Below are 18,367 nucleotides of genomic sequence, written 5' to 3' on the forward strand. Positions count from 1 at the left end.
GCTGGGAAAAACCGCTGTCGGGAAAATGGGTCATGATGATGAACTACCGCCGTGCACAAGACTCTGGAGTTTCCCGATCTGCTGCGGCTGATCGACGAACGTGCCACCGCCTTCCGCGCCGCGATCGCCGCCGCGCCCAGCCTCGACCTGCCCGTGCCGACCTGCCCCGGGTGGACGCTCTCCGACCTGGTGCAGCACATCGGCGAGGGCCGCCGCCGCTGGGCCGCCACCGTCGCCGCCGGGCCGGACGCCAGGTCCAGGACCCCGGCCCAGGGTGACGCGGTCGCGCCGCAGGAGCGCGAGGCCGTGCTGACCTGGCTGGCCGCCTCGACCGAGCTGTTGCTGGCGACCCTGCGGGAGGCCGGCCCGGACCAGGGCTGCTTCACCGGCTGGGGTAACACGCAGACGCCGCACACCGCCGGTGGCGTCGCCCGGCACCAGGTCCAGGAGTTCGCGGTGCACACCTACGACGCCCAGCTCACCGTGGGCGAGCCGGCCGCACTGCCGGTCGAGGTGGCGCTCGACGGTGTCGAGGAGACCCTGTTCATCACCTGCTTCACCACGAGCGCCTGGCCGCACAAGCCCACCGCCTTCGACTTCCACGCCACCGAGGGCCGCTCCTGGCGCCTCACGGCCGACGGCGACGGTGCACGTACCACCCGGCTGCCCGCTGCCGGCGAGGACCCGGACGCGGCAGGCATCTCCGTTCGCGGCACGGCCAGTGATCTGGTGCTCTACCTGTACGACCGCATTCCGGCGCACTCCCTGCAGCTCGACGGGGACCCGGAGCTGCTCGATCTGCTCCGCGCCTGGGAACCGGAGGACTAGGCGCTAGTCCCGGTGGTCCTCGTCGGCCGGAATGATCGACTCGCGCTGCTCCAGGGCGTCCGCCGGATTGGCGTCCTCGGGCAGGGCGGTGAGCGAATCCTGCTCGCCCGCCGGTGGTGCGCCCTGCTCGGCGACGTCCGCCTCGCTGACCTCCAGCGGTGGCGTGGTCGGGGTGACGTCCTGCGCCGAGTCGTCCACCACCGTCTGCCGCTGCTCCAGGGCGTCCGCCTCCGGTGCCGCGCGCAGTGGGTCGTCCGGGTTGACGGTCATCTCGTATCCCTCCAGCCGGGCCTGCTTCCCCCTTAGTTCCCCGATCCGGTGTCCGAAACCCGGGCACCGGGGGTGAAACGCCACCACGGCCGGGTACGCGTCGGCCATGCCCGAGGGCCACCTCATTCATCGGTACGCGCAGGCGCAGCACGCCGCCCTCGCCGGCAGCACCCCGACGCTCACCAGCCCGCAGGGCCGCTTCGACCCGGGCCCGTACGCCGGGCGTGCCCTCGCGGCGGTCGAGGCGTACGGCAAGCACCTGCTGTACCACTTCGACGAGGCCCCGCCCCTGCACGTGCACCTCGGCATGCGGGGACTCTGGCTGCGCCACGACGACCCGGCCGTCGCGCCCCGCAAGGGGGTGCGGCTGCGGATCGCCACCGGCGCGGTCGCGTACGACCTGATCGCGCCGATCCGGTGCGAGCCGCTACCGGGCGACGGTGAACGCGCCCTGCGGGCCTCGCTCGGCCCGGACCCGCTGCGGGCCGATGCCGACCCCGACGAGGCGGTGCGCCGGCTGGCCACGGCCGGCGGCGCGGTCGGCGCGGCCGTACTCGACCAGTCGCTCTGGGCGGGCATCGGCAACGCCTGGCGCGCCGAGCTGCTCTTCCTCGCCGGTCTCGACCCCGACGCCCGGCGGATCGGCGCGCCCGCCGCGCGGCGGCTCTGGGAACTCGCGGCGGAGTACCTGGCGCTCGGGCGGGACGCCGGTCAGGTGGTCAGTGACCCGACTGCGCCGGACGAGCGGTGGGTCTACAAGCGCGCCGAGTGCCGTCGGTGCGGGGCCCCGGTGCGTCGCTGGGAGCTGGGTGCCCGCACCGCCTACGCCTGCCCGGTCGACCAGCCCGCCGCCCCGCCGGGCTGACCTCGGCGGCCCGGCCTCCTTCCGCGTCGCGCCGACCGGTAGATAGTTGCGCAACCTAGGTGGCGCGGCTATCGTCCGGGCTCATGATCTCAGGAGCGGCGTCCGCCGCCGTCGTCCGCGCGGCGCGGCGGTAACGGCCGGAATGGACCAGGAGAGACGGGCGCAGTGGCTGCGCGGGGTGCTCGACCTCTGCGTGCTCGCGCTGCTCAGCCGGGGCGAGTCCTACGGCTACGAGCTGTCCCAGGCGCTGCGGGCCCACGGGCTCGGCGCCGTGCAGGGCGGCACCCTCTATCCGGTGCTGCTGCGGTTGCAACGATCCGGCCTGCTCACCGCGCACTGGCGGGAGGGGCGGACCGGCCCCGCCCGCAAGTACTACCGGATCAGCCCGGCCGGCAGCGCGGCGCTGCGCGCGGCCGCCACCGACTGGAGCGCCTTCGCGACGAGCGTCGGCGTGATACTGACCGAGGAGGCGAAGCGGTGAACCACGATGCCTGGCTCGCCGCCCTCACCGGCGAACTGCGCCGGCACGGGGTGGGTCCCGACCTGACCGGACACGTGGTCGCCGAGGCGGCCACCCACCTGGCCGAGAGCGGGGAGCCGCCGCTGGCGGTCTTCGGCCCGCCGCAGGCGTACGCCCGGGCGGTCGCCGACAGCCTCGGCGGCCCCGACCAACGCCCGCCCCGGCGGCGGCCCGGCCCGGTACGGCTCGGCGCGCGGGGCATCACCAAGCGCTACCGGGGTCGGACCGTCCTCGACCGGGTGGACCTCACCGTGCGGGCGGGGGAGATCGCGGCCGTCGTCGGCGCCAACGGGGCCGGCAAGAGCACCTTCCTGCGGATCTGCGCCGGCCTGGTGAGCCCGGACGCCGGGACCGTGCAGGTCGACGGGGCGCTCGGCTACTGCCCGCAGGACGGCGGCACCGCCGAGTTCCTCGACCCGGACGAGCACTTCGTGCTGGTCGGCGCGGGCCGGGGCCTGTCCCGTGGGGCGGCCCGGCGGGCCGGCCGCACGGGGGCTGCCGCGCTGGACTGGACGCCACCGGCCGGTACGCAGGCCCGGCACCTCTCCGGCGGCACCCGGCAGAAGCTGAACCTGGTGCTGGCCCGGCTGGGCGAGCCGGACGTGCTGCTGCTCGACGAGCCGTACCAGGGCTTCGACCGGGGCACCTACCTCGACTTCTGGCACGAGGTGTGGCGCTGGCGCGACGCCGGGAAGGCGATCGTGGTCGTCACCCACCTGCTCAACCAGCTCGACCGGGTCGACCTCGTGCTCGACCTGACCGCCCCCGGGGAGCGCGCCGCATGACCAAGATCCTCGTAGTGGCCGAGTCCGCGCTGCGTGAGCTGCTGCGCCGCAGGTCGGTGCTCGTCATCCTGCTGCTGTTGCCGCTCGCCTTCTACCTCAGCCGCCGCGGTGACCACCTCGGCCAGTCCATCCGCTTCGTCTGCCTCGGCCTCGGCTGGGCGCTGAGCACCGCGGCGCTCTTCGCGGGCAGCGCGGCGCGCGGCATCGAACCCCGGCTGCGGCTCTCCGGCTACCGCAGCGCGCACCTCGTCCTCGGGCGGCTGCTTGCGCTCTGGACGGTCGGGGCGCTGCTCTCCGCGCCGTACTTCGTGCTCGTCCTGGTCGACCAGCACGACGTCCGGTACGGCGCGATCGCCCTCATCATGGCGCTGACCGTGGTCGTGGCCGCGCCGTTCGGCCTGCTGCTGAGCGCCGTGCTGCCGCGCGAGCTGGAGGGCACGCTGGTGCTGCTGACCGTGGTCGGCCTGCAGATGGTGATGGACCCGGCGGACCAGGCCACCCGGGCGCTGCCGTTCTGGTTCAGCCGGGAGATCGGCACCTACGCCATCGACCACACCGACGGCGGGTACCTGACCCGCGGGCTGACCCAGGGGATCACGTTCGCGGTCGTCCTCACCCTGCTGGTCGCGGTGGCGGCCGCCGTGCGGCTGCGCCGACGCCGGCACCTGCGCTTCGCGTAGGGGGCGTCACGCAAGACCGGGTGCCAGCTCGTCGGCCCGGCTGCTGAGCGCCCGGCGCTCCGTCGGCCCGTCGCTCATCGCGGCGGCGGCCCGGAAGAGGTGGGCGGCCCGCGTTCGATCGCCCCGGCGGGCCGTCAGCTCCGCCTCGACGGCGAGCGCCGGCGGGTAGCCGTCGAGCGCACCGCCGGCTCGCGCCTCCGACAGCAGGGCCAGGCCGGCTGCCGGTCCGTACGCGTAGCCGTGCGCCACGGCGCGGTTGAGCCGTACGACCGGGGTGGGTTGCCGCTCGACGAGCCGGTCGTACCAGCCGGCGATGGCCGTCCAGTCCGTCTCCGCGCTGCTGCGGGCCGTGGCGTGGCAGGCCGCGATCTGCGCCTGCACGGCGTACGGGCCGTCCTGGCCGGCCCGCGACAGCACGTCGAGCCCCTCGGCGACGGCGGCGTGGTCCCAGCGGGAGCGGTCCTGCCGGTCGAGGGTGAGCAGGTTGCCGTCGGCGTCGCGGCGGGCGGCGCGGCGGGAGTGCTGGAACACGAAGAGCGCGAGCAGGCCCGAGACCTCCGGCTGGCCGGGCAGCAACCGCTCGACCATCCGGGCCAGGCGGATCGCCTCGTCGGCGAACGCCGGCTCGCCATCGGCGTCGTAGCCCCGGGTGAAGAGCAGGTAGAGCACGGCCAGTACCCCGGGCAGCCGCTCGACCAGCGTCCGCCCGGTCGGCACCCGGTAGGGAACACCGGCCTGGGCGATCTTCGTCTTGGCCCGGGTCAGCCGCCGGGTCATCGTCGAATCGGTCACGAGGAAGGCTCGCGCGATGTCGGCGGTGGGCACCCCGCAGACGGTCCGCAGGGTGAGTGCGACCCGGGCCTCCAGCGCGAGTGCCGGGTGGCAGCAGGTGAAGATGAGCCGCAGCCGGTCGTCCACCACATCCTCCTCACCGGTGGCCGGCGGTACGGTTTCCTGATCGGCGAGCAGCGCCAGTTCGCGCAGCTTGCGGCGTTCGACGTCGGCGCGGCGCAGCACGTCGACGGCCCGGTTCCGGGCGACCGTCATGAGCCAGCCGCCCGGATTCGCGGGCACACCGTCCCGGGGCCAGCGCTCGACCGCGAGCGCCAGCGCGTCCTGGGCGCAGTCCTCGGCGAGCGTCCAGTCGCCCGTGACCCGGATCAGCGCGGCCACGATCCGACCGAACGACTCCTGACTTGCCGTGGCGAGCGCCCGGGACGCGTCCGACACGGATCAGGCGTTCGGGTCGAAGAACGGGCGCAGCTCGATCCGGCCCGCGTACGCCATCGGGTGGCTACGGGCCACGTCGATCGCCTCGTCCAGGTCGGCACACTCCAGCAGGTCGAATCCCACGATCACCTCCGTGGTCTCGGCGAACGGGCCGTCGCTGAGCAGCAGCTCACCTCCCCGGACGCGGACCGTGGTGGCCGCGGTCGGGGGTGCGAGCCGGTCGCCCATCAGCCGTTGGCCGTTCGCGTCGCGCTCGGCCACCCACTTCTCGATGTCGGGCGCCGCGGTCGGGTCGGTGTCCGGTTCGGTGTCGGTGCAGACGAACATCAGGTACTTCATCGCTCACTCCTCGGTGTGGTGCCTTCACCAGGGTGACGAACGGGTCGGCCCGTTCCGGACAGCGCCCGGACGGAAATCTTCGCCGATCAGCTGCGGGTACGTGCCAGCAGCTCGATGATCTCGGCGGTGGTGCCGGTCTCGCCGAGTCGGGGGAAGATCCGCTCGACGCTGTTGCGGTGCCCCTCGGCGTCGAGGTCGGTCATCGCGTCGGTGGCCAGGGTGACGTGGTAACCGTGCTCGTGCGCGGCGCGGGCCGTCGACTCCACGCCGATGCTGGTGGCGATGCCGCCGAGCACGATCTGGGTCACGCCCCGGCGGCGCAGCTGCAGGTCGAGGTCGGTGCCGTAGAAGGCGCCCCAGTTGCGCTTGGTGACCACGAGGTCGCCCGGGTGGCCGCCGAGCTCGTCGACGAGCACGTCCCAGCCCTTCGGGCGGCTGCCGCCGGCCGGTCCGCGATCGGTTCGCCCCGGGGCGGCGTCCGCGCCGTCGGGAGCGGTCGTGACCCGGACCAGCACCACGGGAGCGCCGTGCGCGCGGAAGGCGTCGGCGAGCTGGACGCCACGGGCGACGATCTCCGCCGCCGGGTAAGGGGCGGTGGGCGCGGCGACGATGCCGCGCTGGAGGTCGATCAGGACCAGCGCGGTACGCGGGTCGAGAGTGGTGAGGGCCATCGGTTCGTTCCTTCCGGTTCGGTGGGCGGGGCCGGCCGGAGCCGCCCCGAAGTGGGTCAGGCCGCCGTCGTCGAGTCGGTCGGCCTGCCGATCCGCCGCAGCGAGCGGTCCACCAGGACCACGAGCAGCAGCAGTACGGCGCTGACGAGCATCACGAGCGCCAGCTCGTGCAGCCCGGCGGTGTCCGCGCCGTCGCCGAAGGTGGCCGCGCTGGCGGCTGCGGCCACCATCGCGCCGAGGTAGGTGAAGGTGCGCAGCAGCCCGGCCGAGGACCCGATCCGGGCCGGTTCGGCCTGGTGGTAGAGGGCGTTCTGGTTGGCCAGGCCGAGCAGCCCCTGGGGCACGCCGGCGAGCATCGCGACGGCGACCAGCAGCCAGGTGCCGCTGCCGGGATGCACCACGAGCAGCAGGCCGCAGGCGGCGAGCTGGGTGACGGCGCCGACCAGCAGCTTGCCGCGCACCCCGCGCCGCCGGCCGGTCAACGCCGAGACCGCGATCGCGGTCAGGAAGAGCGGTAGCAGGATCAGCCCGGCCGTCGAGGCGGAGAGCCCCCGGCCCTCCTCGAGCCACTGGGTGTAGCCGTAGAGCCAGGCGTACGAGACGGTGAAGGTGAGCAGGTTGCGTGCGTACGTGGCGATCAGCGGCAGGTTCCCGCCGAGCACCCGCAGGTCGAGGAACGGGTCGGTGGTGCGCAGTTCGCGTACGACCAGCCCGGCGCCGGCGGCCACGGCGACCGGGAGCAGCCAGAGGTACTCCACCCGGGGGTTCATCAGGAGCAGCAGTACCGCGCCGAGCAGGCCGGCGAAGAGCGCCATCCCCGGCAGGTCCGGCCCGCCGCCCGGCGCGGTGGCGGTGCTTCTCGGCATCCGCATCGCGCCGAGGATCAGGCAGGCCGCCGAGAGCGGGATGTTGACCGCGAAGATGGTGTGCCAGCCGCCGAGCCCGATCAGCAGGCCGCCGAGGGAGGGCCCGACGGCGGAGACGGTCTGCGCGGAGATCGCCAGCGCGGTGAGCACCCCGCCCGGGTTGTCCTGCCCGGTGCGCCGCGACTCGTGCCGCAGCAGGGACATGGCGGCCGGGTAGCCGGCGCAGGTGCCGATGCCGAGCAGCACCCGGGCCACCACCAGCACCCCCAGCGACGGTGCGACGGTGCCGAGCACGCCGGCCACGCCGGTCAGCGCCGTGCCCACGAGGTAGAGCCGGCGCGGTCCGTACCGGTCGACGAGCCGCCCGACGACGGGCTGCCCGACCGCGGTGGCGAGGTAGAGGGCCGAGACCAGCCAGGCCGTACGCGACGGGGGCGCGCCGAACGCCGCCCCGATCGGGATCAACGCCACGGCGATCATCGACGAGTTGATCGGGTTGAGCACCGCGCCGAGGATCATCGGCGCGACGAGTCGGCGGTCGAAGCCGGTCGGTCGGCGGTCGCTCCTCCTCGCCGCCTCCGCTCCGGTGGCGGGGGCGGTCACGATCCGGTCAGGCGGTCGAGCAGGGCGAGCGCCTCGACGATGGCGGCTCGCTCGGCGTCGGTGTACCGCTCCTGGAGGGCGCGGGCCAGCCACTCCTCGCGGGCCTGCCGGTCGCCCGCCACGCGCGCCTGCCCGGCGGCCGTCAGCGACACGAGCTGCCGCCGGCCGTCGGTCGGGTCGGGCGTACGGGCGATGAGCCCCTGCTCGGTCAGCGGGGCGAGGATCGCGGCCATCGACTGCGGCCGGACCCGCTCGGCGGCGGCCAGGTCGCTGGCGGAGGCCGGGCCACCGGTCGCGAGGCGGCTCAGCACGGAGACCTGGGAGGGCGTGAGTCCGTTGCGGTCGGCGACCTCACGCAGTTGGCGGCGGAGCCGGCTGAACACGACGCGCAGCTCGTGCGCGGCGCGTACGGCTTCGGCGGAGATCGCGGGCCCGGTCACCGCTTCACGGTAAAACCATCAGCTCAGACTGCACAGTCCAGACTGAAGACTGTGAGCCGTGGAACAGCCGGCAGTTCACCGCCCCGGATGGGCGAGCGCCGCGCCCGGCGTCGACCCGAACGCGGTGAGGAACCGGTCGCGGAACGCGTTCATCGGCCAGACCGGGGCGTCCGGCCCGGGCCGCAGCCCGTCCTGCCAGCCCCAGTCGGCGATCCGGTCGAGCACCGCCGGATCCCGCGCGACGATCGTGATCGGCACGTCCCGGCCGGCGTCCGGGCCGGTCACCACCGGCGCCGGCTGGTGGTCGCCGAGGAAGATCAGCACCAGGTCCTCGTCGCCGTACGTCTCGACGTAGGAGATCAGCGTCGCCAGCGAGTATGCGATCGCCCGCCGGTAGCCGGTTCGGGCCTCGTCCGGTGCGCTCTCGATACGGTTCGCGTCCCGCGCGAAGAGCGAACCGTCGCCGACCTCGTCCCAGCCGACGAGCCGGGGCACCGCCGTCCAGGGCGAGTGGCTGGAGATCAACGGGATCTCCGCCATCACCGGTGGCCGGTCCGCCTCGGCGCGCTCGGTGCGCTGGAAGTGTGCCAGGGTGTACTGGTCGGGCATGGGGGCGTAGGCGAACTTCGTGCCGCGGTAGCCGAGCGCGGCACAGTCGTAGTAGCGGTCGTAGCCGAAGAAGACCCCCTCCGGCCAGGGCTCGGTGGCCGCCGGCAGCACCCCGACCGTCCGCCAGTCGGCCCGGCGGAACGCGCCGTTGAGGGTGAGCCGGTCGCTGGCGAGCAGGGCCCGGTGGCGCTGCTCGTTGTCGATCCAGAGCCCCGACAGCAGGGTGTCGTGGGCCAGCCAGCTCCCGCCGCCCGCGGTCGGGGAGGTGAGGAAGCCGCTGCGCGCCGCGTACCCCTGCGCCCGCAGCCGGTCGTACCCGGCGTCGAGCACCGGGTTGACCTCCGAGGCGAGCCCCGGGTCCTCGATCGCGCTGCGCCCGTAGCTCTCCACGAACGTGAGCACCACGTCCTTGCCGCGCAGACCGGTGAGCAGCTGGTCGCCCGGGGCGTCCTGGAACGGGTCGGCGACGATCTCGGTGGCGAAGGCGTCCCGGTCGCGCAGCCGCTCCCGTACCTGCGCCGCGTGCGCCCCCACCAGGGTGCTCGTCCCCGAGTCGGCCACCGGCACGCCGAACGCGGCGCACGCCACCCACACCACCGTCAGCACGGCGACCGCCCGCGTCGCGGCGCGGTCGTGCCCCGCGACCGCGCGGGCCACCTGCCGCACCGCGACAGTCATGGAGAGCAGCAGGGCGGCGGCGAGCAGCGCCGCCCCCACCGCGGCGCCGATCGCGCCCGTCCGGCCCGCCGCCTCGCTGACGAAGCCGAACGCGTCGTCCAGCAGCGACCAGTCGAGCACCAGGTCGAACGGCCGGGCCAGGGTCGTGTGGAAGCCCAGGTCGGCGACCTTCAACACGGCCAGCGCGCCGAGCAGCGGGCCGGCCACCAGCGCGGCCACCCGTCGCCCGCGCGGCGGCAGGGCGAGCAGCAGGGCGAGGCCCAGCAGCCCCTCCAGGGGGATGCGCAGGAACGTGCCGACGGTGAGCCGGTCGGCGCGGTCCGGCCCGACCAGCACCGCGAAGAGCAGGAGAGCGGCGAGCCCGGTGAGCGCGCCGGAGGCGATCCGCCGCCACAGCGGCCGGGCGACGCCACCGTCGGGCGCGCTCTTCCCGGCCGGGAAGGGCTGCGCGTCCGCCACGGTCACGCCCTCCCCGGGCGCGGCGGTCGCCGGTTCGGAGACCCGGTCGTCGGTGCGGCGGCGGGAGGCCCGAGACGACATCACAGCACCCACCCGTCGCCACGGGACCCGGCCAGCGCCGGCGGTCGCGCCGACGTGGTCTCCGGGTGCGGCTGCGCGGGCAGCGTCGGGCGGGAGCCGGGGCGCAGCGGGCGGTGCCGCCACAACCAGAGCACGTCACGGCCGAACGACTCGACGAGCAGGGCCAGCGCCACCACGATCAGCAGCGTCGTCGGCGTGCCCGGCAGCAGGGCGGCAGCGGTCAGCACGATCCCCTGGGTGGCCGCGACCACCTTGCGCCAGTGCCGGGGCGGCAGCGTTCCCCGCATCAACGGCAGCGCCCAGCCGGCGACGACGAACGCGTACCGCATCCCGCCGATGGCGAGCACCCAGATCCCGGCGTACGGGGCGACGTGCACGCTCAGCACGAGCAGCAGGAACGAGTCGACCTCCATGTCGAAGCGCGCCCCGAGCTCGCTGGCGGTGCCGGTGCGGCGGGCCACCTTCCCGTCCACGGCGTCGAGCAGCAGCGCCACGGCGGTGAGGGTCACCAGCAGCCCGGTCGGCGCGGGCCGGCCGATAGCGTCCGCGGTCAGCGCGGTCACCGCGCCGACCAGCACCGACCGGGTGAGCGTCACCCGGTCCGCCGGGCCGAGTCTCTCGGTTCCGGCGCGGCGCATACCGCGGGTCAGCGCGGCGCAGCTCAGGACGGCGTAGCCGACGCCGGCCAGCCAGCCCGCGCCGCCCAGACCGACCGTCCCGGCCAGCGCGGCGAGGATGACGACCTGGCTGACCAGACCGACCAAGGGACCAGTTCGAACCGTTCGCACCGTGCCTCCGTGTTTATGATCGACGCCCCTGCCAGGGGACACGGAATTGGTGGCCGTTCGGTTCGACCGGCCGCGCAGTGAGGAGCAGCCGGTGACCCGTGAGGCCCACGCCTTCTGGCTCGACACGCCCGGGAACGGCGAGATCCGTCCGGTACGGCTGGCGGATCCCGGCCCGGACGAGGTGTTGGTGCGTACCCGCTGCTCCGGGGTGAGCCGGGGCACCGAGACGCTGGTCTTCGCCGGTCGGGTGCCGGTCGACCAGTACGCGGTTATGCGCGCCCCGTTCCAGGAGGGCGAGTTTCCCGCGCCGGTGAAGTACGGCTACCTCAACGTCGGTGTCGTCGAGCAGGGGCCGGTCGACCTGCTGGGCCGCACCGTCTTCTGCCTTTACCCGCACCAGACCGCGTACGTGGTGCCGGCCTCGGCGGTGGTGCCGGTGCCCGACGGGGTGCCGCCCGGGCGGGCGGTGCTGGCGGGCACGGTGGAGACGGCGGTGAACGCGCTCTGGGACGCCCCGCCGCTGGTCGGCGACCGGGTCACGGTGGTGGGCGCCGGCATGGTCGGCTGCTCCGTCGCGGCCCTGCTCGCCCGTTTCCCCGGCGTGCACGTCGAACTGGTCGACACCGATCCCGGCCGGGCGGGGGTCGCCGAGGCGCTCGGGGTGGACTTCGTGTCGCCGCAGCGGGCGAGCGGCTCGCGGGATCTCGTGGTGCACGCCAGCGCCACCGGCGCCGGGCTGCAACGCTCGCTGGAGCTGCTCCGGCCCGAGGGCACGGTCGTGGAGCTGAGCTGGTACGGCGACCGGCCCGTGGAGCTGTCGCTGGGCGGGGCGTTCCACAGCGGACGGCTGACCGTCCGCGGCAGTCAGGTGGGCATGGTCGCGCCGGCCCGGCGGGCCAGCCGCAGCTACGCCGACCGGCTCGGTCTCGCCCTGGACCTGCTCGCCGATCCCGTGTTCGACGCCCTGATCACCGGCACCTCCCGCTTCGCGGAGCTGCCGGACGTGCTGGGCCGCCTGACGTCGGGCGAGTTGCCCGCGCTCTGCCACCTCATCACCTACGACGAGGAGTAATAAGTGTTCAGTGTGACCGTCCGTGATCACATGATGATCGCCCACAGCTTCCGTGGGGACGTCTTCGGTCCCGCGCAGCGCCTGCACGGCGCGACGTTCGTGGTCGACGCCACGTTCCGCCGCGCCGAGCTGGACGAGGACGGCATCGTGGTGGACATCGGCCTGGCCACCGACCAGCTCAAGGCGGTCCTCGGCGAGCTGACCTACCGGAACCTGGACGACGAGCCGGCCTTCGCCGGGGTGAACACCACCACCGAGGTGCTCGCCCGGACGGTCGCCGACCGGCTCGTCGAGCGGGTGCACGCCGGTCAGCTCGGCGCGGGGGCGCGCCACCTGGACGGCATCACCGTCACGCTGCACGAGTCGCACGTGGCGTGGGCCAGCTACGAGCGGTCCCTGTGAGCGCGAGGAGTGAGCTTGCGAGCCCCGCAGTCGCGAACGGAGGGCAAGTTCGGTGAGCGCGAGGAGTGAGCTTGCGAGCCCCGCAGTCGCGAAGGGAGGGCAAGTTCGGTGAGCGCGAGGAGTGAGCTTGCGAGCCCCGCAGTCGCGAACGGAGGGCAAGTTCGGTGAGCGCGAGGAGTGAGCTTGCGAGCGCCGCAGTCGCGAACCGAGGGCACGCACTGTGACGGGGGCGGCGACACGGGCGGCCGCCGCGGCGGGTGGCACCGGGGGCGCCGGTGAGGTGCACGTCGTACTGCCGAACGACATCGACGACCCGGGCTCGCCGAGCGGCGGCAACCGGTACGACCGGCGGCTCTGCCGGGGCCTGGCCGAGCAGGGCTGGACGGTGCGCGAGCACGCGGTGGCGGGGGAGTGGCCCCGGCCGGACCGTTCTGCCCGGGCCGCGCTCGACGAGGAGCTCGCGGCGCTGCCGGACGGCGCGACGGTCCTGACCGACGGCCTGATCGCCTCGGCGACGCCGGAGGTGCTGGCGTCGCACGGCGACCGGTTGCGGCTCGTCGTCCTGGTGCACATGCCGCTGGACGACGAGACCGAGGCGCGGGCCCTCGCGGTGGCGCGGGCGGTGGTGGCCACCAGCGGCTGGACGCGGGACCGGTTGCTCGACCGGTACGGCCTGCCGGCCGACCGGGTGCGGGTCGCCGAGCCGGGGGTGGACCCGGCGTCGCCGGCCACCGGCAGCGGCACCGGCGGGGCGCTGCTCTGCGTCGCCGCGGTCACCGCCACGAAGGGCCACGACGTGCTGGTCGAGGCGTTGGCGCAGGTCGCCGAGCTGTCGTGGACGTGCGTCTGCGTGGGTGCGCTCACCCGGGATCCCGGCTTCGTCGCCGAGCTGCGGGCGCGGCTGACCGCCACCGGGCTCGCCGACCGGGTCCGGCTGGCCGGGCCGTGCACGGGGGACCGGCTCGACGCCGCCTACGACGCCGCGGACCTGCTCGTGCTGCCGTCGCGCGCGGAGACGTACGGCATGGTGGTCACCGAGGCGCTGGCCCGCGCCGTCCCGGTGCTCGGCACCGCCGTCGGTGGTCTGCCGGAGGCGCTGGGCCGGACGTCCGGCGGCGAGCCGCCGGGGCTGCTGGTCCCGGCGGGCGATCCGACGGCGCTGGCCGGCGGGCTGCGCCGCTGGCTGGGCGACGCCGACCTGCGCACCCGGCTCGGCCGGGCCGCTCGGGACCGGCGGGGCACGCTCACCGGCTGGTCGGTGACGGCGTCGCGGGTGGCGACGGTGTTGGCGGGGGTGGCGGCGTGACCACTGTCGTGTCGCCGTTCGCGGTGTGGCTCGGGCTCCGGGAGGCCGCCGACGCGGCGGCCCGCTCCGGTGAACTGGTCGACGCGCTCCGGAAGCGGTTGCCCGCCGGGCCGCTGACGATCCACGACCTGGGCAGCGGAACCGGCTCGATGCTGCGCTGGCTGGCCCCGCGCCTGCCCGGCCCGCAGCACTGGACCCTCTACGACCGTGACCCGGCGCTGCTCTCGTTGGCCGCCACCGGTGCGGCCGTCGCCACCGCCCCGACCGTGGGGACGGCCACCGTCACCCCGGAGGTGGCGACCACCGCCGGCGCGGGCGCCACGACCGCCGCCGTACCGGCCAGGGTCAGCGCCGCCGACGGAAGCCAGGTCACCGTGGCGACCCGGTGTGCCGACCTGACCCGGCTCACCGACGCCGACCTCGCGCAAGCCGACCTGGTCACCGCCTCCGCGCTGCTGGACATGCTCACCGCCGAGGAGGTCGAGCGGGTGGTGGCGGCCTGCGCGGGCCGGCCCACCCTCTTCATGATCTCGGTGGTCGGGCGGGTGCGGTTCAGCCCGGCGGACCCGCTCGACGCGGAGATCGCCGAGGCGTTCAACGACCACCAGCGCCGCAGCGTCGGCGGCCGGCGGCTGCTCGGACCGGACGCGGTCGACGCCGCGGTCGAGGCGTTCACCCGGCACGGCGTGCCCGTCGTGACTCGACCCAGCCCGTGGCGGCTCGGCCCGGACCAGGCGGAGTTGACCGCCGAGTGGTTCCGTGGCTGGCTCGCGGCAGCCGGTGAGCAGCGCCCCGCCCTGGCGCGACGGGCGGCCGGGTACGCGCGCCGCCGGCTCGCCGAGGCGGCCGCCGGCCGGCTCACCGTGCTGGTCGAGCACGAGGACCTGCTGGCCGGCTGAACCGTTCGGGCCCGCCGCCCGTGCCTATCAGGGAGAGCGATCTTTCGATGGGGGGCCGGCGCGGATGTTCTGGGCTTGGGCGCGGACACTCGGCGTCCTCGGGCTGCTCGGCGTACTGCTGTGGCGGGTGGGCGGCGGCGCGGTCCTCGACGGTCTGGCGCTGATCGACGGTCGGGCGCTGGCGGCGGCCGTCGTGATCGGTGCGGTCACCACGGTCTGCGGCGCGTGGCGGTGGAGCCTGGTCGCCGGCGGGCTGGGCGTACGGCTGCCGCTGCGCACCGCGGTCGCGCACAGCTACCGGGCGGTGTTCCTCAACGCGACGCTGCCCGGCGGGGTGCTCGGCGACGTGCACCGGGCGGTCAGCCACGGGCGGGACGCGGGGGACGTCGGCCGCGGCGTACGCGCCGTGGTGTGGGAGCGCACCGCCGGCCAGGTCGTCCAGGTGGTGCTGGCGCTGGTGCTGCTCGCCCTCCTCCCGTCACCGGTGCGCTCGTACCTGCCGGTGGTGGGTGGGCTGCTGGTGGCCGCCGTGCTCGGCGCGGCGCTGGCGGCCCGGGTGCTGCCGCGGGCGGGGAGGTCCCGCTGGGCGCGGGCGGCGCGCGCGGTCGCCGGCGACGTCCGGGCCGGTCTGCTCGCCCGGCGCACCTGGCTGGGCGTCCTGCTCGCCTCCGCGACCATGGTCGCCGGGCACCTGGCCACCTTCCTGCTCGCGGCGCGCACCGCCGGGGCCACCGCGCCGCTGTCGCGGCTGCTGCCGCTGACTCTGCTCGCCTTGCTGGCGATGGGGCTGCCGCTCAACGTCGCCGGGTTCGGCCCCCGGGAGGGCGTGGCCGCCTGGGCGTTCGGCGCCGCCGGCCTGACCGCCGCCCAGGGGGTGGCGACCGCGACGGTGTACGGGGCGCTGGTGCTGGTCGCGAGCCTGCCGGGCGCGGCGGTGCTGCTCGGTCGACGGATCCCGAATCCGCTTCAGCTCGGCCGGCGGACCCTGCCGCTCTTGGGACGGCGGGAAGCTGCGCAGCGTGGTTGAGTGTTGAACGGGGCGGTACGCGCGGCCGGGCCAGGCCGCGCCGGACGTAAGGAGACGCATGTCGGAAGCACTCCCAGTCGCGACGATCCGTACCCAGGTGACCGTGCCGCTGCGGTTCCCGGACGGGTACGCCACCAGCGCCCGGGTGTTCACCTTCAAGGGGCTGGTCGACGGCCGGGAACACCTGGCGTTCGGGCTCGGCGACTGGGCGGGAGCGCTCGACCGGTACGCCGACGGCGGCCCCGCGCCGCTGGTCCGTCCGCACAGCGAGTGCCTGACCGGCGACGTGTTCGGCAGCCAGCGCTGTGACTGCGGCCCGCAGTTGCGCGAGGCGGTCGAGCGGATCGCCGAGGCCGGGGGTTTCCTGCTCTACCTGCGGCAGGAGGGGCGGGGGATCGGCCTGTACGCGAAGCTCGACGCGTACGCGCTGCAGGACGCCGGGCTGGACACGTACGAGGCGAACGTGGCGCTGGGTCACGGCGAGGACGAACGTGACTACAGTGCCGCCGCGCAGATGCTCGCCGCCCTCGGCGTCCCCGGCATCGTGCTGCTGAGCAGCAATCCGGAGAAGGCCACCGGGCTCGACCGGCTGGGTGTGACGGTGACCGAGCGGGTGCCGACCGGGGTGTACCTCTCCCCGGTCAACGCCGAGTACCTCGCGGCGAAGGCCAGCCGCGCGGCCCGCACCCCCGACCTGCCGGCCGTTCGGTGACCGCCGGGCCGGCGCGGCCGTACGTGCTGCTGAGCTGCGCGACCTCCATCGACGGCTACATCGACGACGCGACCGACCAGCGGCTGCTGCTCTCCAACGACGACGACTTCGACCGGATCGACGAGGTGCGGGCCGGCTGCGACGCGATCCTCGTCGGCGCGGGCACGGTACGCCGCGACGACCCGCGGCTGCTGATCCGCTCGGCGGGGCGGCGCAGCGAACGGGTGGCTGCCGGTCTGCCCGGTACGCCCGCCAAGGTGACCATCACGGCCCGCGGTGACCTGGACCCGGCGGCCCGCTTCTTCACCGCCGGGGAGGCGGAGCGGCTCGTCTACTGCGCCTCGGGCGCGCTGGAGAAGACCTCCGAACGGGTCGGCGCGTTGGCGACCGTGATCGACGGCGGCGAGCCGCTGGGCCTCGCCGAGGTGCTCGCCGACCTCGCCGCCCGGGGCGTAGGCCGGTTGATGGTCGAGGGCGGCGGCAGCGTGCACGCGCAGTTCCTCGCGGCGGGGCTGGTGGACGAGCTGCACCTGGTGCTCGCGCCGTTCTTCGTGGGCGACTGCCGGGCGCCGCGGTTCGTCGCCGACGGCCGGTACCCGTGGCATCCGGGGCGGCGCGCCGCCGTGGCGGAGGTCCGCCAGATCGGGGACGTGGTGCTGGTCCGTTACGCCCTCTCCGACCGCTGTCCGTCCTGATCGGGGGGCGGTCCGGCGGGGGGCGGGGCGATGCGGGGAACGGGGCACCCGGCGGCCGCGGACGCAGTAGGTTGATGTTGCGGAAGGTGCGGTGACCGAGCCAGGGAGGCCACGATGCCGGGTGCCCGGAGTGACGCGGCGAGCATCGAGAACGTGGACATGAAGCTCGAGGTCGTGATCCTGCCGGTCGCGGACGTGGACCGCGCGAAGGAGTTCTACCTGCGCCTCGGGTGGCGGCTCGACCAGACTCCGCCCGGGATCGTCCAGTTGACGCCGCACGGCTCCGGGTGCTCGGTCCAGTTCGGCCCGGACCTCACGCCGGCCGCACCCGGTTCCGCGAGCAACTACCTGGTCGTGTCCGATCTCGAGGCGGCCCGCGACGCCCTGGTCGGCGCCGGGGTCGACGTCGGCGAGATCATGCACGTCACCCCGCAGGGCCCGGCGAGTGGGCTGGATCCCGATCGGCGCAGCTACTTCTCGCGCGCCACGTTCAGCGACCCCGACGGCAACACCTGGCTGGTGCAGGAGATCACGACCCGGCTCCCCGGCCGGGTCGAGGCCGCGGAGACGTCGTTCGCTTCGAAGAGCGACCTGGCGAGCGCGCTTCGTCGGGCGGAGGCCGCCCACGGCGAGCACGAGAAGCGCACCGGGAAGACGGACCCGGACTGGCCCGGCTGGTACGCGCAGTACATGATCAGCGAGCAGGCCGGCACCGAGCTGCCCACCTGAGCCCCCACTACGACCAGGAGATCTGGTACGTCAGAGCATCGTCGCCGGCACCATCTCCAGGACGTCGACGCCGTCAAGCCCGATCAGCTTTGACATCCCGGGCGACTTCTTGTCCAGGGGGAGCTCGAACCGCACCGAGTCGCGCATCGACTGCCGGTCGAGCTGCGTGGCCAGATCACCCTTGCCCTGACACTGCTCACGCAGGCGCTCGTACGCCGCGTCGCGCTTCTCGGCCTCGACCGACTCCGCGTGCGGCAGCGCCCGGACGGCCCTCTCCACGGCGCCCAGCTGCTCTGCGGTGGCCGTTGCTTCCATCCGGACGATCACCCCGATCCGCGATGGCAGCGGATCGGCTTCGGCGATGCGGAGCACGACCGAGCCGACCTGGTCGACCGTGCCCATGACGAGTTCGATCGCCTCGGCGGCCAGCGGGTCGGTGACGGTGGCGTGGAACGACTCCGGCACGTACTCGGGATTCAGCTGCGCGAGCAGGTCGGGCTCGTCTTCCAGGGTCTCCTTCTGGCGGGCGTACGCCTGCTCGCGCGTTTCGAAGGCGACGCCTTCGACGCTCGGCATCGAGCGCAGCCGCTGCTCCACCGCGCTCTTCTGCTCGGGTGTCACATCCTGGTCCAGGATGACGGTCACCGTGGTGTGCGCGGACTCCGCCGGCTCGGTGGTACAACCGGACAGGGTCAGCAGGAGCACGGAGGCCAACACCGGCACGACACGACGCATGGAGTCGGATCGTAATTGCTCGAGGCCTCTGCGGTGGACCCGCCGCGAACGACCGGACAACGGTTCCCGATGTTGCGG

21 protein-coding genes and 1 pseudogene are annotated in these 18,367 nt (G+C 74.5%); 13 read left to right on the forward strand and 9 right to left on the reverse strand.

Annotated features, from left to right (window positions below; translation table 11 throughout):
* The first annotated feature begins 51 nt into the window (after positions 1-51).
* Entirely contained in the window at positions 52-828 is a 777-nt protein-coding gene (locus tag D7044_RS19045) for a maleylpyruvate isomerase family mycothiol-dependent enzyme (protein WP_120689722.1), read from the forward strand.
* Positions 829-831: 3 nt separating this feature from the next.
* On the opposite strand, the gene D7044_RS19050 is transcribed toward D7044_RS19045, so the two are convergent.
* Positions 832-1,098 carry a hypothetical protein gene (locus D7044_RS19050; protein ID WP_147434689.1) on the reverse strand — a complete coding sequence of 89 codons (267 nt, stop codon included), beginning with the start codon at positions 1,096-1,098 and terminating at the stop codon, positions 832-834.
* A gap of 106 nt (positions 1,099-1,204) precedes the next feature.
* Here D7044_RS19050 and D7044_RS19055 point away from each other — a divergent pair, with 106 nt between their 5' ends.
* The 4 genes from D7044_RS19055 (at position 1,205) to D7044_RS19070 (ending at position 3,948) form a co-directional block, all read left to right on the forward strand.
* A complete protein-coding gene (locus D7044_RS19055) occupies positions 1,205-1,963 on the forward strand; it encodes a DNA-formamidopyrimidine glycosylase family protein (RefSeq protein ID WP_120689723.1) in 759 nt (252 codons plus the stop codon).
* A gap of 142 nt (positions 1,964-2,105) precedes the next feature.
* Positions 2,106-2,444, forward strand: a complete 339-nt coding sequence (locus D7044_RS19060) for a PadR family transcriptional regulator (protein WP_120674962.1) — start codon at positions 2,106-2,108, stop codon at positions 2,442-2,444.
* Positions 2,441-3,268 (forward strand): ATP-binding cassette domain-containing protein, encoded by an 828-nt coding sequence (locus D7044_RS19065; RefSeq protein ID WP_120689724.1) that lies wholly within the window; start codon positions 2,441-2,443, stop codon positions 3,266-3,268. The genes D7044_RS19060 and D7044_RS19065 overlap by 4 nt, the downstream gene beginning before the upstream one ends.
* Entirely contained in the window at positions 3,265-3,948 is a 684-nt protein-coding gene (locus tag D7044_RS19070) for an ABC transporter permease (protein WP_120674966.1), read from the forward strand. The genes D7044_RS19065 and D7044_RS19070 overlap by 4 nt, the downstream gene beginning before the upstream one ends.
* 6 nt (positions 3,949-3,954) lie before the next feature.
* Here D7044_RS19070 and D7044_RS19075 read toward each other — a convergent pair whose 3' ends face one another.
* The 7 genes and pseudogenes from D7044_RS19075 to D7044_RS19105 all read right to left on the reverse strand — a co-directional run.
* Positions 3,955-5,178, reverse strand: coding sequence for an RNA polymerase sigma factor (locus D7044_RS19075; RefSeq protein WP_120689725.1), 1,224 nt, complete (start codon positions 5,176-5,178; stop codon positions 3,955-3,957).
* 3 nt (positions 5,179-5,181) lie between these two features.
* Positions 5,182-5,517: a YciI family protein gene (locus D7044_RS19080; RefSeq protein WP_120689726.1), complete on the reverse strand. Its 336-nt coding sequence runs from the start codon at positions 5,515-5,517 to the stop codon at positions 5,182-5,184.
* An 86-nt stretch (positions 5,518-5,603) separates the two neighbouring features.
* A complete protein-coding gene (locus D7044_RS19085; RefSeq protein WP_120674973.1) occupies positions 5,604-6,188 on the reverse strand; it encodes a hydrolase in 585 nt (194 codons plus the stop codon).
* A gap of 56 nt (positions 6,189-6,244) precedes the next feature.
* A complete protein-coding gene (locus D7044_RS19090) occupies positions 6,245-7,657 on the reverse strand; it encodes an MFS transporter (protein WP_233565043.1) in 1,413 nt (470 codons plus the stop codon).
* A complete protein-coding gene (locus D7044_RS19095) occupies positions 7,654-8,097 on the reverse strand; it encodes a MarR family winged helix-turn-helix transcriptional regulator (protein WP_233565044.1) in 444 nt (147 codons plus the stop codon). The genes D7044_RS19090 and D7044_RS19095 overlap by 4 nt, the downstream gene beginning before the upstream one ends.
* 75 nt (positions 8,098-8,172) lie before the next feature.
* Positions 8,173-9,924, reverse strand: a complete 1,752-nt coding sequence (locus D7044_RS19100; protein WP_411710991.1) for an alkaline phosphatase family protein — start codon at positions 9,922-9,924, stop codon at positions 8,173-8,175.
* Between the two features lie 62 nt (positions 9,925-9,986).
* Positions 9,987-10,712 (reverse strand): annotated as a pseudogene (locus D7044_RS19105) (CDP-alcohol phosphatidyltransferase family protein); the annotation flags it as partial.
* A gap of 91 nt (positions 10,713-10,803) precedes the next feature.
* Between D7044_RS19105 and D7044_RS19110 the strand changes: the two are divergent.
* The 8 genes from D7044_RS19110 (at position 10,804) to D7044_RS19145 (ending at position 17,554) form a co-directional block, all read left to right on the forward strand.
* Positions 10,804-11,784, forward strand: a complete 981-nt coding sequence (locus D7044_RS19110; protein WP_120689853.1) for a zinc-dependent alcohol dehydrogenase — start codon at positions 10,804-10,806, stop codon at positions 11,782-11,784.
* 3 nt (positions 11,785-11,787) lie between these two features.
* Positions 11,788-12,186, forward strand: a complete 399-nt coding sequence (locus tag D7044_RS19115) for a 6-pyruvoyl trahydropterin synthase family protein (protein WP_120674979.1) — start codon at positions 11,788-11,790, stop codon at positions 12,184-12,186.
* A gap of 280 nt (positions 12,187-12,466) precedes the next feature.
* Positions 12,467-13,492, forward strand: a complete 1,026-nt coding sequence (locus D7044_RS19120) for a glycosyltransferase family 4 protein (RefSeq protein ID WP_120689854.1) — start codon at positions 12,467-12,469, stop codon at positions 13,490-13,492.
* The gene (locus D7044_RS19125; protein WP_120689728.1) at positions 13,489-14,391 is read left to right on the forward strand and encodes a class I SAM-dependent methyltransferase; all 903 of its coding nucleotides are present in this window, start codon (positions 13,489-13,491) and stop codon (positions 14,389-14,391) included. Before D7044_RS19120 ends, D7044_RS19125 begins: the two co-directional genes overlap by 4 nt.
* Positions 14,392-14,455: 64 nt before the next feature.
* The gene (locus tag D7044_RS19130) at positions 14,456-15,418 is read left to right on the forward strand and encodes a lysylphosphatidylglycerol synthase transmembrane domain-containing protein (RefSeq protein WP_120674983.1); all 963 of its coding nucleotides are present in this window, start codon (positions 14,456-14,458) and stop codon (positions 15,416-15,418) included.
* Between the two features lie 58 nt (positions 15,419-15,476).
* Positions 15,477-16,130, forward strand: coding sequence for a GTP cyclohydrolase II (locus D7044_RS19135; protein WP_120674985.1), 654 nt, complete (start codon positions 15,477-15,479; stop codon positions 16,128-16,130).
* Positions 16,127-16,825 carry a RibD family protein gene (locus D7044_RS19140; protein WP_120674987.1) on the forward strand — a complete coding sequence of 233 codons (699 nt, stop codon included), beginning with the start codon at positions 16,127-16,129 and terminating at the stop codon, positions 16,823-16,825. Before D7044_RS19135 ends, D7044_RS19140 begins: the two co-directional genes overlap by 4 nt.
* A 114-nt stretch (positions 16,826-16,939) precedes the next feature.
* Positions 16,940-17,554, forward strand: a complete 615-nt coding sequence (locus D7044_RS19145) for a VOC family protein (protein WP_120674989.1) — start codon at positions 16,940-16,942, stop codon at positions 17,552-17,554.
* Between the two features lie 30 nt (positions 17,555-17,584).
* Here D7044_RS19145 and D7044_RS19150 read toward each other — a convergent pair whose 3' ends face one another.
* On the reverse strand, positions 17,585-18,289 hold the full coding sequence (locus tag D7044_RS19150; RefSeq protein WP_120674991.1) for a permease-like cell division protein FtsX: 705 nt from the start codon (positions 18,287-18,289) through the stop codon (positions 17,585-17,587).
* Positions 18,290-18,367 lie beyond the last annotated feature (78 nt).

This window comes from Micromonospora musae, assembly GCF_003626635.1.
Classification (GTDB): Bacteria; Actinomycetota; Actinomycetes; order Mycobacteriales; family Micromonosporaceae; genus Micromonospora; species Micromonospora musae.

What these genes read in the sequence shown, in the direction of transcription:
- D7044_RS19100 (WP_411710991.1), bottom strand. Translation starts at nt 9,924, where the DNA reads ATGTCGTCTCGGGCCTCCCGCCGCCGCACCGACGACCGGGTCTCCGAA.
- D7044_RS19055 (WP_120689723.1), top strand. Translation starts at nt 1,205, where the DNA reads ATGCCCGAGGGCCACCTCATTCATCGGTACGCGCAGGCGCAGCACGCC.
- D7044_RS19085 (WP_120674973.1), bottom strand. Translation starts at nt 6,188, where the DNA reads ATGGCCCTCACCACTCTCGACCCGCGTACCGCGCTGGTCCTGATCGAC.
- D7044_RS19150 (WP_120674991.1), bottom strand. Translation starts at nt 18,289, where the DNA reads ATGCGTCGTGTCGTGCCGGTGTTGGCCTCCGTGCTCCTGCTGACCCTG.
- D7044_RS19080 (WP_120689726.1), bottom strand. Translation starts at nt 5,517, where the DNA reads ATGAAGTACCTGATGTTCGTCTGCACCGACACCGAACCGGACACCGAC.
- D7044_RS19130 (WP_120674983.1), top strand. Translation starts at nt 14,456, where the DNA reads ATGTTCTGGGCTTGGGCGCGGACACTCGGCGTCCTCGGGCTGCTCGGC.
- D7044_RS19145 (WP_120674989.1), top strand. Translation starts at nt 16,940, where the DNA reads ATGCCGGGTGCCCGGAGTGACGCGGCGAGCATCGAGAACGTGGACATG.
- D7044_RS19135 (WP_120674985.1), top strand. Translation starts at nt 15,477, where the DNA reads ATGTCGGAAGCACTCCCAGTCGCGACGATCCGTACCCAGGTGACCGTG.
- D7044_RS19050 (WP_147434689.1), bottom strand. Translation starts at nt 1,098, where the DNA reads ATGACCGTCAACCCGGACGACCCACTGCGCGCGGCACCGGAGGCGGAC.
- D7044_RS19060 (WP_120674962.1), top strand. Translation starts at nt 2,106, where the DNA reads ATGGACCAGGAGAGACGGGCGCAGTGGCTGCGCGGGGTGCTCGACCTC.
- D7044_RS19070 (WP_120674966.1), top strand. Translation starts at nt 3,265, where the DNA reads ATGACCAAGATCCTCGTAGTGGCCGAGTCCGCGCTGCGTGAGCTGCTG.